General features: G+C 34.7%; 11 protein-coding genes. 2 read left to right on the top strand and 9 right to left on the bottom strand.

Annotated elements, in window-relative coordinates:
* Positions 1 to 92 precede the first annotated feature (92 nt).
* Positions 93 to 1,121 (top strand): LacI family DNA-binding transcriptional regulator, encoded by a 1,029-nt coding sequence (locus DMB65_RS01355; RefSeq protein ID WP_110304873.1) that lies wholly within the window; start codon positions 93 to 95, stop codon positions 1,119 to 1,121.
* Between the two features lie 20 nt (positions 1,122 to 1,141).
* Here DMB65_RS01355 and DMB65_RS01350 read toward each other — a convergent pair whose 3' ends face one another.
* The 9 genes from DMB65_RS01350 to DMB65_RS01310 form a co-directional block, all read right to left on the bottom strand.
* Positions 1,142 to 2,758, bottom strand: a complete 1,617-nt coding sequence (locus tag DMB65_RS01350) for a UxaA family hydrolase (RefSeq protein WP_110304872.1) — start codon at positions 2,756 to 2,758, stop codon at positions 1,142 to 1,144.
* Between the two features lie 30 nt (positions 2,759 to 2,788).
* Positions 2,789 to 4,231, bottom strand: coding sequence for a tagaturonate reductase (locus tag DMB65_RS01345; protein ID WP_110304871.1), 1,443 nt, complete (start codon positions 4,229 to 4,231; stop codon positions 2,789 to 2,791).
* Positions 4,232 to 4,441: 210 nt separating this feature from the next.
* The gene (locus DMB65_RS01340) at positions 4,442 to 5,113 is read right to left on the bottom strand and encodes a bifunctional 4-hydroxy-2-oxoglutarate aldolase/2-dehydro-3-deoxy-phosphogluconate aldolase (protein ID WP_110304870.1); all 672 of its coding nucleotides are present in this window, start codon (positions 5,111 to 5,113) and stop codon (positions 4,442 to 4,444) included.
* 7 nt (positions 5,114 to 5,120) lie between these two features.
* Entirely contained in the window at positions 5,121 to 6,143 is a 1,023-nt protein-coding gene (locus tag DMB65_RS01335; RefSeq protein WP_110304869.1) for a sugar kinase, read from the bottom strand.
* Positions 6,144 to 6,156: 13 nt separating this feature from the next.
* Entirely contained in the window at positions 6,157 to 7,563 is a 1,407-nt protein-coding gene (uxaC, locus tag DMB65_RS01330; RefSeq protein WP_110304868.1) for a glucuronate isomerase, read from the bottom strand.
* A gap of 22 nt (positions 7,564 to 7,585) precedes the next feature.
* Positions 7,586 to 8,377, bottom strand: a complete 792-nt coding sequence (locus DMB65_RS01325) for a gluconate 5-dehydrogenase (RefSeq protein WP_110304867.1) — start codon at positions 8,375 to 8,377, stop codon at positions 7,586 to 7,588.
* Positions 8,378 to 8,382: 5 nt separating this feature from the next.
* A complete protein-coding gene (gene kduI / locus DMB65_RS01320; RefSeq protein ID WP_110304866.1) occupies positions 8,383 to 9,222 on the bottom strand; it encodes a 5-dehydro-4-deoxy-D-glucuronate isomerase in 840 nt (279 codons plus the stop codon).
* 88 nt (positions 9,223 to 9,310) lie between these two features.
* Positions 9,311 to 10,627, bottom strand: a complete 1,317-nt coding sequence (locus tag DMB65_RS01315) for an MFS transporter (protein ID WP_110304865.1) — start codon at positions 10,625 to 10,627, stop codon at positions 9,311 to 9,313.
* 42 nt (positions 10,628 to 10,669) lie between these two features.
* A complete protein-coding gene (locus DMB65_RS01310) occupies positions 10,670 to 12,115 on the bottom strand; it encodes an MFS transporter (RefSeq protein WP_110304864.1) in 1,446 nt (481 codons plus the stop codon).
* A gap of 430 nt (positions 12,116 to 12,545) precedes the next feature.
* Between DMB65_RS01310 and DMB65_RS01305 the strand changes: the two genes are divergently transcribed.
* The gene (locus tag DMB65_RS01305; protein ID WP_230470570.1) at positions 12,546 to 13,490 is read left to right on the top strand and encodes an alpha/beta hydrolase; all 945 of its coding nucleotides are present in this window, start codon (positions 12,546 to 12,548) and stop codon (positions 13,488 to 13,490) included.
* Positions 13,491 to 13,525: the final 35 nt, after the last annotated feature.

The following is a 13,525-nucleotide window of genomic DNA, read 5'->3' as shown; positions in this document are numbered from 1 at the left end:
TTATACCATTTTAGTAATCGATAATAATTTACATTGAATTATTCAAAAAAGAGGTATTTTTGTGCCAAAATAATCAAAGATATTTTTTTTGAATGAGCGAGAAAACCACTATTTACGATATTGCCAAAAGACTTAACATTACTGCTGCTACCGTCTCCAGAGCATTAAATAACAGCCCAAAAATAAAAAAAAGTACGCGTGAATTGGTCAAGGAAACGGCTGATTTGATGAACTACAAACAAAACAAATTAGCTTTGGCTTTAAAAAGCGGAAGAAGCAACAATATTGGTATTATTGTTCCTCGTGTTGATAATAATTTTTTTGGAACTGTAATTAGGGGGATCGAGGAAGAACTTAATCCTCATGGTTATCATGTAATTATTTCACAAACACATGATGATCCAAAAAGAGAAAACGAAAACCTTTATGCTTTAATAGATGCACAGGTTGATGGTATTTTAATGTCGGTTACAGATGTTGGTGATCAAAACTATGATGCATTTCTGAACGTATTACAAAAAAATGTTCCTTTGATTTTTTTTGACAGAACCCGACATTTTAATGGTGTTAGCTCAGTTACTATTAACGATTTTAAAGGGGGGTATCTTACTACAAAACACTTAATCAATGAAGGTTGCAGACATATTGCTCATTTTTCCAGAGACCAGTCACTTGATATTTTTAAGAATAGGTTTTTAGGCTACAAACAAGCGTTATTAGATAGCGGACTAACTTTTAAAGAGGAGTATGTAATTCCTATCAAGAGTAGTGTGGAATCAGGAAAAGAAGCGATAAGTATTTTATTACAACTTGAAACTCCACCAGACGCTATATTTTCCTCAAGTGATTTTGCTGCTTTGGGAGCTATTCAGGAATTAAAAGAGAGAAATATAAGCATTCCAACTGATTTTTGTGTAGCAGGTTTCAGTAACGAACCTTTTACTAAATTTATGGAACTTTCTATAACTTCTGTAGATCAGTCACCACTTGAAATGGGAAGAATGTCCGCACGTGTTTTCCTTGAACAAGTAGACAAAAACGACACTATTAAAATCGAAAAAAAGGTAGTTCTTGCACCAGAATTACACATTCGTAAATCTTCAACAAGAACCACCTTTTAATAGTTTTATATTCAGTTTAATTAAAGTGAAACTCCTCTTTTCCAAGGAATAAAATCATTCTGATTTAAAATCGCTGCTTTGGTCTTGATTGTTCCACTAGCAACATCAATTATAAACTCTAGCATTTCGTCTGCCATTTCATTAATTGATTTTTCTCCGGTAATAATACCACCAGTGTCAATATCAATAATATCAGACATTTTTGTAGCCAATTGCGTATTTGAAGATACTTTTACAACCGGAGCAATCGGATTTCCTGTTGGTGTTCCTAAACCTGTAGTAAACAATACCATATTCGCTCCGGAGCCTACCATTGCAGTAGTACACTCAACGTCATTACCAGGAGTACACAATAATGTAAAACCAGGTTCATTGATATATTCTCCATAATCATAAACGCCAACGATTGGTGAAGTACCTCCTTTTTTGGCAGCACCTGCAGATTTCATGGCATCTGTAATCAAACCATCTTTGATGTTACCCGGAGACGGATTCATATCAAATCCTGATCCTGCATCCACAACAGTTTTTTCATACCATTGCATTAATTCTAAGAAACGTTTTCCGTCTTTATCATCTACGCAACGGTTTACCAACTCTTGTTCTACACCACATAATTCAGGGAATTCCGAAAGAATTGTAGTTCCGCCCAAAGCAACTAAATTATCAGACAATACGCCTAACGTCGGGTTAGCAGAAATCCCTGAAAATCCATCAGAACCACCACACTCTAAACCAATTCTTAATTTTGACAATGGAGCAGGCTTTCTTACTATTTTATTAGCTTCTTTTATAGCAGCAAAAGAGTCTTTTACTACGGTACTCAACATTTCTTCAATTGTTCCAATTTGCTGTTGATCATAAATCAAAACAGGCTTATCACTATTTGGATTAATCGCATTCATTGCATCCTGAAAAATAGAGATTTGCAGGTTTTGACAACCTAAACTCAATACGGTAGCTCCTGCAACGTTTGGATTATTAACATACCCTGCTAATAATTTAGCCAAAGAGTGTGAATCCTGACGAATTCCTCCACAACCACCCTGATGCTGAATGAATTTTACTTCAATATTTTCAAACAAATCAACTTCTGTTGATTTTGCGACCGCATCTTCAGCCCCTTTTTCAGAATTCACTAAAGAACGAAGCAGCAATTGGTAGTCGTTTTCTTTTGGTTTTTTCAATTCTTTTTCAAAAATTCCTTTTAAGATTTCGATATTTCTGTTTTCACAAAATACCAATGGGAAGAACAACCATACGTTTTCAGTACCAACTTGTCCGTCTGTTCTGTGATAACCCATGAAAGTTTTATCTTTCCATTTATCAACATTAGGAACCGTCCAGCCGATAGATTCAGTTTTAGCAGTTACCTTTGCACTTTCGTGCTTCACATTTTCAGTAGAAAGTAAGCCTCCTTTTGCAATTGGAGCACTCGCTTTACCCACCAAAACTCCATACATAATAATGCGTTCTCCTTGTTCGAAAGGATACATCGCAATTTTATGCTTCATTTTCACATCAGACTCGATAGTGATTTCTTCTCCTTCAAAGTTAACAACTTCGCCAGCAACCAGATTAACTAATGCTACAGCTACATTATCAGAAGGGTTTACTTTTATTAATTTTTTTTGCATGATAATAATTTTAGAAAGTAACTATTCTAATTAATATTGTTTGCTGAAATGAGCATAACCTTTTTCAATTCCGTTAGCTTCAATTTCAGTTAAAGCTACTACTAATGCCTCAGACAGACCGTTAATTTTTGTTAAATCTTCACCCCAAAAATCTGTATTCGCTAAAACAGCAGCTACAACCGCATCCAAAGCCCCTAATTCCCACGCATCTTTAAATGCTTCCACTAATTCCGGAGTATCTTTTACTGGCAATGCTTCGTTATTCCATGTTCCTTTGTAAAACTGAATCAAAGAAGCCAGTGAAAAAGTCAAACTAACAGGTAATTTGTTGTTTGCATTATAATATCCTAATAAACTTGGCAAAACTCTTACTTTGAATTTTGAGATAGAATTTAAAGCAATATCAGCAAGTGCATGTTTGATAAATGGATTTTTAAAACGATCCATTACCTCTTCAGTATAGGCAGTGATTTCATTTTTATCCATTGCCAGAGTTTCGCTAATTTCACTGATAACACTGTTTACGAATTTTCCGGTAAAATCACCGTTAACAGTTTCCATAACTAATTTGTTACCGTACAAAAGTGAAGTAGGAACCATCGCTGTATGTGCACCATTCAAAATACGAACTTTTATCATTTTGAAAGGACGAATATCATCAACGATTTTCACATTCAAATCTGTTTTATGGAAAGGCAGTTTTTGTTTTAAATCTTCACCGCCTTCAATTGCCCAAAGGAAAAAAGGTTCAGCAGCAACAATTAAATTATCCTGATAATCTAATTTGCTATTATAATCTTCAATTTCTGCTCTTGGATATCCAGGAACAATTCTGTCGACCAAAGTACTGTGATACGTACACGCTTCTGAAACCCAAGTTTTAAATGCATCTTCTAATTTCCATAAATCACAATATTGTAAGATACATTTTTTTAGGGTTTCTGAGTTATAATCAATCAATTCACAAGGAATAACAGTCACTCCTTTTGAAGCATCTCCGTTGAAATGTTTGAATCTTTCGTGTAACAAAACCGTCAATTTTGCTGGAAAAGCTGCAGGCGGCTGCATATCTGGAGTATCTGTATCAAGAAATTCAATTCCGGCTTCAGTAGTATTTGAAACTATGAATTGAAGTTCTTCTTCTTTGGCTAGTGCTAAATAATCTGCAAAATCGCTATATGGATTTATCGCTTTTACAATATTAGAAATTAACTGGATATCTTGTATCTTTTCACCTTTTTTAATACCGTTCATAAACAAAGTATAAAGACCATCCTGATCGTTAATCAGGTGCACCATACCATCTTTTAATGGCTGAACAATTGCAATACCTGCATTAAAATCAACTTCGTTGTTTAATCTTTGAAAAGCATAATCAACGAAAGCTCTTAAAAAGTTACCTTCTCCAAACTGAACTACTTTAATTGGATTTAATTTTTCTAATCCTGTATTTACTCTATTTAATTTTTTCATTTTAAATCTTCTCTTAAAAGTGTTATAAATAACCTCATTAATCCCTTATCCGTTTTTTATTGTAAAAGAAACATTACACTTGTAAAGATTAAAATAAAGCTTGCTGTGAGGAGTGACAAGCTTTATTTTTCAAGCGTAATGTTCAATTACAACCTTTAAAACTCTAAAAAAAACTGCTTTAAAATAAGGAACTAACTAATTTATCCCTTATTAATTTTTTCTAATATCTTTTATGATGTTTAAAACATCACTTACTTTGTTTTTTAATCCTTCAAAATCTTGTTTATCAAGCAAATCTTTTGAAATTAATTGTGAACCAAGACCAACACAGGTAGCACCTGCATTTAACCATGACGACAAACTTTCAACCGTTGGATAAACACCTCCAGTAGGCATGATTGTTGTCCAAGGACAAGGTCCTTTTATCGCTTTAATAAACTCTGGTCCGTAAATATCTGCGGGAAACAATTTTACGACTTCACAGCCTAATTCTTCAGCCCTTGCAATTTCTGAAAGAGTTCCACAACCCGGAGACCATAAAACTTTTCTACGATTGCAGGCAATTGCAATATCCTCTCTAAAAACAGGAGTAACAATAAAATTAGCACCAAGCTGCATGTACAATGAAGCTGCAGCAGCATCAGTAACAGAACCAACACCTAACATCATTCCCGGCAATTCAGCCAGCGCATATTTATTTAATGCTCCAAAAACTTCAAAAGCAAAATCACCTCTGCTTGTAAATTCCATTAATCTGGAACCTCCATCGTAACAGGCTTTTAATACTTTTTTACTAATTTCAATATCCGAATGAAAAAACAAGGGAACCATTCCGTTGTCTTTCATCATCTGAGCTACTTCAATTCTTGAATACTTTGCCATACTTTATTTATCTTGATACTAATCCGGCCGAGTTACCTCCAGCCATATTTTCAACTTCTTTTAACGTAACTAAATTATAATCTCCGGCAATAGTGTGTTTCAGGCAACAAGCCGCAACTGCAAAATCTAATGCCTTTTGTTTATTATCTTTATATTCAACTAATCCATAAATTAATCCTCCCATAAAGGCGTCTCCGCTACCAACACGGTCAATCACCGGTGTTACTTCCTGTACAGCAGCATTATAAACTGAAGTCCCGTCAAATAAAACACCGCCAATTCTTTGATGAGAAGCACTTACAGAATAACGTAATGTAGTAGCTACCGTTTTTAAATTTGGACAAAGTTCATATAGTTTAGAATATAAAGCCGGCAATGATTTTTCATCCTGATAATCCGGATTTACTTTAGGAATTCCTAACATAAAATAGGCCGTATCAATATCTCCTAAAATAACGTGACTGTATTTTAATAACTCAGGCATAACCTCACTTGGAGTTTTTCCGTATTGCCATAATTTTGATCTGTAATTTAAATCGCATGAAATAGTTAATCCTAATTCGTATGCGATCTGAACTGCTTCAAGACAGGCTTCTGCAGCACTTTGAGAAATTGCAGCTGAAATTCCGCTAAAGTGAAACCAGGTTGCTCCTTGAAGCACCTTCTTCCAGTCAATATCTCCTTTCTGAATAGTTGCCATCGAACTATGTGCGCGGTCGTACACAACATTACTTCCTCTGGTTCCTGCTCCCGTTTCTAAATAATAAGTCCCTAAACGTTCTCCGCCGTAAACAATACTTTTAGATTCAACATTCATTTTACGCATTTCCTGCACTGCGCAGTAACCTATTTCATTTTCAGGTAATCTGGTAACAAACTCAGCATTAATACCGTAATTTGCCAAAGAAACACAAACATTAAATTCACCTCCACCATAAGATGCTGTAAATGCTTTAGCCTGAGAAAAACGCAAATGTCTTTCTGTAGAAAAACGCAACATTATTTCGCCGAATGCAACTACTTTAGTCATTTTCAATACTTAATTAAAATTTAAAATATTCTTTTGCATTGTTATATGAAATATCAGAAACCATTTTTCCGATCCATTGCATATCAGCAGGAAGTTCACCTCTTTGAATTTCATCTCCTAAAAGATTACAAAGAATACGTCTGAAATATTCGTGTCTAGGAAAAGATAAGAAGCTTCTTGAGTCGGTCAGCATTCCCACGAAACAGCTAATTAATCCCATGTTTGAAAGAGCATTTAATTGTTTTGTCATTCCGTCTTTCTGATCCAAAAACCACCATCCTGATCCGAACTGCACTTTTCCTCTAACACTTCCGTCATTAAAGTTACCGATCATGGTAGCCATCACTTCGTTATCAGCAGGATTTAAGTTATAAATAATTGTTTTTGTTAATTTATCTTTACTGTCTAAGGCATTTAAGAAAGCAGACAATTTTTGAGCCTGTGGATAATCCCCAATTGAATCCCACCCTGTATCAGGCCCTAAAATTCTGTGCATACGGGCATTATTATTACGCAAAGCACCCAGGTGAAATTGCTGAACCCATCCAAGTTCATGATACGTTTCAGATAAAAACAACAATACAGCACTTTGGAATTTCAAGGCTTCTTCAGGAGTTATCGTTTGATTTTCTCTTTTCTTTTTGAAAATTGCATTTACTTCAGCTTCGGTAAAGTTTTCAAAATAAATCTGATCTAAACCATGGTCACTTAATTTACATCCATTTTCATTAAAAAATTGAATTCTCTTTCTTAATGCTGAAAGTAAATCTGAATAGGTATTAATTGCCACACCGGATACATCCCCCAATGTGTCCAGATAAGCGTTGTAACCGTCATTCGAAATCAAAATAGCTTTATCTGGCCTGAAAGCCGTACTCATTTTAGTTTCAAAAGGATTACTATTTAATTTTTGGTGAAACTCTAAAGTATCAATAGGGTCTTCAGTAGTACAAACCAGTTCAGCATTTACTTTTTTAAGTAAATTACGTGTACTGTATTCTGCCGAATTTACTTTTGCAGAGGCCTCTTCATATATTCTTTCAGCTGATTTTTCATTCAACAAATCGTAAATATCAAAATAGCGTGCTAATTCTAAATGTGTCCAGTGGTACAAAGGATTACGCATAGTATACGGAACTGTTTTTGCCCAGTTAATGAATTTATCCTTATCTGCGCCATTTCCTGTAATAAACTGCTCATTAACACCTAATGTACGCATTGCGCGCCATTTGTAGTGATCTCCGTTTATCCACACATTTGTAATATTGTCAAAAATTTTATCTTCTGCAATAAATTGTGGATTGAGGTGATTGTGATAATCTATAATAGGCTGATTTTTTGAGTAATTATGGTATAATTCTTCAGCGTATTTATTTTCAAGTAAAAAATTATCGTTTATGAATGTTTTATTCGAGCTCATGATTTAAATATAAAATAGAATATTATTCTTCGTTAGATGGTTTTCCAATTGTAGCAAGGATTCCGCCATCAACATATAAAATGTGACCGTTTACAAAATCACTGGCTTTTGATGATAAAAATATTGCAGCTCCTGCTAGATCACTTGGATCACCCCATTTAGCTGCCGGAGTCCTGCTGATAATAAAATCATTAAATGGGTGTCCGTTCACTCTGATCGGCTTAGTCTGTTCTGTAGCAAAATAACCAGGCCCGATTCCGTTGATCTGAACGTTGTATTTTGCCCATTCGGTAGCCATATTTTTAGTCAGCATTTTCAAGCCTCCTTTTGCAGCAGCATAGGCAGAAACAGTATTTCTTCCCAACTCACTCATCATTGAACAGATATTGATAATCTTACCTTGCCTTCTTTCGATCATTCCTTTTGCTACATGCTTAGAAACAATAAAAGGACTTACTAAATCAATATCAATCACTTCTCTGAAATCAGCAACTTCCATATCGATTAACGGAATTCGTTTGATAATTCCGGCGTTGTTGATTAAGATATCAATTGCTCCAACTTCACCTTCAATTTTTTGAACAGCACTTTTTACTTCCTCTTCCACAGTTACATTAAATTTGTAACCTACGGCTTTTATACCTTGGTCCTGAAGTTCTTTTACAGCTGCATCGATCTTTTCCTGAGAAGAATTTCCGTTTACAACGATAGTTGCTCCAGCCTGACCTAATCCTTTTGCCATTGCCATTCCCAGTCCGTGTGTACTTCCTGTAATTAAGGCAACTTTTCCATTTATATCAAATAAGTTTGTCATGATTCTTATCTTAAATCCGTGATTTTACAAACATCCATATCACCGTAATCTAAATTCTCACCTGCCATTCCCCAGATAAAAGTATAATTACTTGTCCCTGAACCTGAGTGAATAGACCATGGTGGAGAAATAACTGCCTGATGATTATTCATCCAGATGTGTCTGGTTTCTTGTGGTTGCCCCATAAAATGGCAAACTGCCTGGTTTTCGGGAATATCAAGATAAAAATATACTTCCATACGACGATCGTGTACGTGAGCAGGCATTGTATTCCAAACACTTCCCGGTCTTAATTCTGTCATTCCCATTTGCAATTGACAAGTGGTAACTACACTTCCAATAATCATTTGGTTTACGGTACGGTGATTTGCAGTTTCCATCGTACCCAGTTGCAATTTATTTGCTTCTGCCAAACTTACTTTTACTGTTGGGTAAGTAGTATGAGCCGGTGCAGAGTTAATATAGAATTTTGCAGGATTGTTTTTGTCTTCACTTTTAAAAATCACTTCTTTATTACCGCTTCCGATGTATAAAGCATCTTTTAATCCTAATTGATATGTAGTTCCTTCAACAACTACAGAACCGTTTCCTCCTACATTAATAATACCAATTTCTCTTCGCTCTAAGAAATAGGGTGCTTTTAGCGGGTCAATAGTTTCTAATGCTAAATCTCCTTTTACCGGAACTGCAGAACCTGTAATATATCGGTCATAATGTGAATAAACCAACACCACTTCATCTTCCTGCATCAAATCATCAATCAGAAACTCATTTCTCAATTCCTGAGTATCGTATTTTTTCACAGCTTCAGGGCTTGAAGCATATCTAGAACTATATTTTGTCATAATTTTATTTTTAATGTAATCGATTGCACAAAATTATATTTTTATATTTAAATATCATAATACAAATGAAAATTTATTTGTGTAATTTCTACACTTCTACTTTTTTCATCTTTGGAACTAAAATATGCATAATAAGCCAGGCTAATAAATAGGCAGCCCCGCAAATACAAAACATAATAAAGTAACCTGTTTCAATTTTACCAATTTTGGTATAGTATACAAACATATTTTTTTGAACTAAAACAGTTAGTAAAATTCCGCCAAGTGCTCCAAACATTCCTCCTATTCCGGTAACTGAGGCAGTAGCTTTTTTAGGAAACATATCAGAAACCGTTGTAAAGATATTGGCGCTCCAGGCCTGATGAGCCGAGACAGCGAAACCAATTACCAGAATTGCCAACCACATGTTTACAGCTCCTAAATATTGAGAAAACAGCACAGGTAAAACTGCAAATGCATACAGCAGCATACTTGTTTTGCGGGCTTTGTATGCCGGCCAGTTTTTTTCAATTAATTTTAAAGGAAGCCAGCCTCCAAAGATACTTCCTATACTTCCTATCACATACACCAAAGCACAAGGCCAAATAATTTCAGTTGCAGAAAGTTTATATTGTTTCATAAGGAAATCAGGCAACCAGAATAAGTAAAACCACCAAACAGGATCTGTCAACAACTTCCCAATTGCAAAAGCCCATGTCTGACGGAAAGCTAACAATTTTAACCAAGATACTTTATCAGTATCTTTTTCTTTAACTATATCCGTTTTATCAGCAGTAATATAGTCTAACTCTGCCTGAGATAAGCGTTTTTGTTTTTGAGGTACTTCATAAAAAACAAACCATAATGCCAGCCATATAAATCCTATAATACCAGTTGCAATAAAAGCCCACTGCCAACCATAGTTTTCAGCTATAAAAGGCACTGAAAGAGGGACAATTATGGCTCCGATATTACTCCCTGAATTAAAAATACCTGTTGCCAAAGCACGTTCCTTTTGCGGAAACCATTCGGCTGTCGCTTTTATTGCAGCAGGAAAATTTCCTGCTTCTGTAACTCCTAAAAACACACGGGCAATTAAAAAACCAACAGTACCAGTTGCAAACGCATGTCCTACAGCGGCTAAACTCCACAAACCAGTCGCTATCGCATACCCCAGTTTTGTACCTAATTTATCAATAATTCCTCCTGCAACGAGCATTCCCAGTGCGTAAGCAATTTTAAAAGCCAATTCTATGTTAGAATAATCAATTACTTCCTGCTCAGGAGTCCAATGAAAGGCTTCTGCAAGAAAAGGCCTCAAATAACTGATTACATTTCGGTCTAAATAATTTACAGTAGTAGCAAAAAATACTAAACTACAGATTGTCCAGCGATATTTTCCTATCCCTGCATTGGTTTGGTTCATGATTTTGGTTGGTTTGATTGGTTATTAGCTAGTTAAAACTTTTTAAAGATCTGTAATTGGTCTGTATTTTGGTACTAAAGATTTCATTACGACCCAGCCTGTTAAATAACATACTGCACAAATTGAAAAAATGATAAAATATCCAGCCTCAATTCCATGAAAGCCCATAAAAGACATATTTGTATCTTTACTATAATCAAATAATAATCCAGAACCTTTGTTAATTAAAGTAGACCCCAATCCTCCTGCTAAACCTCCAATACCTGTAATCGTTGCAATTGCTTTTTTAGGAAACATATCTCCTACAGTTGTAAAAATATTAGCCGACCATGATTGATGTGCCGCTCCTGCAATACCAATAATAATTACCGGAGCCCAGTAACTAATATACCCCAAAGGCTGTGCTACTAATGCCAATAACGGAAAGAATGCAAAAATTAACATTGCTCTCATTCTTCCTTCATACGGATTCATACCTTTCTTTTCAACGAAATAGGTTGGAAGCCATCCTCCGATGATTGATAATAATGTAATCATATATAAAACAAACAATGGAAAGGCAGCTTCAGTAGAATCCATTCCGTAAACTGAACTTAAATATGCCGGAGTCCAGAACAAGAAGAACCACCAGACACCATCAGTCATAAATTTCCCAAAAGCAAAAGCCCAGGTTTGTTTGTATTTAAAACAGTCTGCAAGAGAAACTTTTGTTGTAGTTTCAGCCACATACCCCACTAATTTACTATCTGCAACATCATCTTGCTGGATATACGCTAATTCTGCTGCATTAACTCTCGAATGTCTCTCTGGTTTGTCATACATAAAAATCCAAAATCCCATCCAAATAAAACCTAAAGCACCAATAATAATAAAGGCCATTTCCCATCCAAAAGCTTCTGCAATAAACGGAATCGTTATTGGAGCAGCTAAAGCCCCTACCGTTGCACCTGCATTAAAGATACTTGTTGCAAACGCCCTGTCTTTTTTAGGAAAATATTCAGCTGTAGTTTTAATGGCTGCGGGAAAATTTCCTGCCTCTCCAACTGCCAAAACAAAACGTGCAAAAATAAACAAGGTAACACTCACGTTAAGAACCAAAGCTGTATCCTCTATATTATGGATTGCTTCTTTTGCACCTTGAAATCCAAGAAACCAGTCGCCTGTTATGTATCCGGCTGTTGCAATTCCTGCAAAAGCATGTAAACAAGCTCCAACAGACCATATACCAATAGCCCACAGAAATCCTTTTTTCGTATCCATAAAATCTACAAATTTCCCTGCAAACAATAAAGAAACTGCATAAAAAATAGAGAATAAGGCTGTAATATTACCGTAATCACTATTTGTCCAATGAAACTCAGGCGCAATAAAATCCGTCCAAGTTAAAGAAAGTACTTGTCTGTCTAAATAATTAATTGTTGTTGCAAAAAACAGTAATGCGCATATACTCCAGCGATAATTTCCAATAGATTTGTTGGTTTGACTCATAGTAACTATGTTTGTTTTGGTTAAAAAACCTTTAAATTAATTTTAAAACAAATATTTCAATTTATTAAATCGATTTCGTGTTAAATTACAAAGTTTCAAAAGTATAACTATTTGTAATACAAACCTAAAAATGTAATCGATTGCACAAATATAAGTTTAAATACTTATATTCCAAATTAATTACTTATAAAATTATTTCATGCAATAAATTAAACATATTTAGTAAAAAAACAGGTGTAAAATTACATAATAAATAATACTTTTGTTAAATCAAAAACCAGTTAAAACATTGATATAATGTTAAATAAAATTGATTATTATTACGTTTTTTTACTGATCTTTCATTAAACAATCTGTTCTGCAGGTTATAATTAATTAAGCATTCCATTCTGGTAAAACAATTAGTATTTAAATTCTAATTCCTCTTAAGTTGAAAACATTTACAAACATTATTCAAAAAACAAATCTTTATTCATTCTTTTTTTTATTTGGAATCATCACTAATTTACATTCTCAAAATGAAATTCTACCTCTATGGAATAAAATACCTGATGAGATAAATACACCCGATTATAACGAAAATGAAGTGATAAAAGAAGGCAGAATCCAAAGTACAAGTTTCGTTACTATTCCGACATTACGGATATTCATCCCAAAAGAAATAAAACCTGCTCAAACTGCTATCCTTATTTTTCCGGGCGGGGGGTATTCGCATTTATCAATGAATAAAGAAGGAAGTAAAATAGCAGAATGGCTAAACACTTTAGGGATCGTGGCTTTTGTTGTAAAATATCGATTACCAAGCGATTTAATTATGAAAAACAAATCCATTGGCCCTTTGCAGGATGCTCAGGAAGCCATTCGCTATATTAGATCTAATGCGGCAAAATGGAATATTGATCCAAATAAAATTGGCACAATAGGCTTTTCCGCCGGAGGACATTTAGCATCAACATTAGCGACACATTTTGATGATAAAGTATATGAATCCAAATTCAGCATCAGTGCCAGACCAGACTTTTCAATTTTAATTTATCCGGTAATATCTATGGAAAACGCTATTACACACAAAGGCTCACAAACAAGCCTATTAGGCAAAAATCCATCTCAGGCTCTTCTTGATGCTTTCTCTAATGAAAAAAAAGTAACCCCACAAACACCTCCAACATTTTTAGTACATGCTTCAGATGACGGAGCCGTTTTGCCTGAAAACAGCATCAACTATTATTTAGCTTTAAAGAAAAATAATATCCCTGCTGAATTGCATATTTACGAAAAAGGCGGGCATGGGTTTGGTTTAGGAGCAAAAGACACCAGTCAGTTTTGGACTATTGCCCTGAGAGAATGGCTCATAGACAATCATTACATCTTATAAAAACGAATCGCTTATCATAAAATTTATCTAAAATT

The sequence above is a fragment of the Flavobacterium cheongpyeongense genome (assembly GCF_003202435.1).
GTDB classification, from domain to species: domain Bacteria; phylum Bacteroidota; class Bacteroidia; order Flavobacteriales; family Flavobacteriaceae; genus Flavobacterium; species Flavobacterium cheongpyeongense.
The sequence above is the reverse complement of the archived record's forward strand: the minus strand, read 5'-3'. Positions and strand labels throughout refer to the sequence as shown.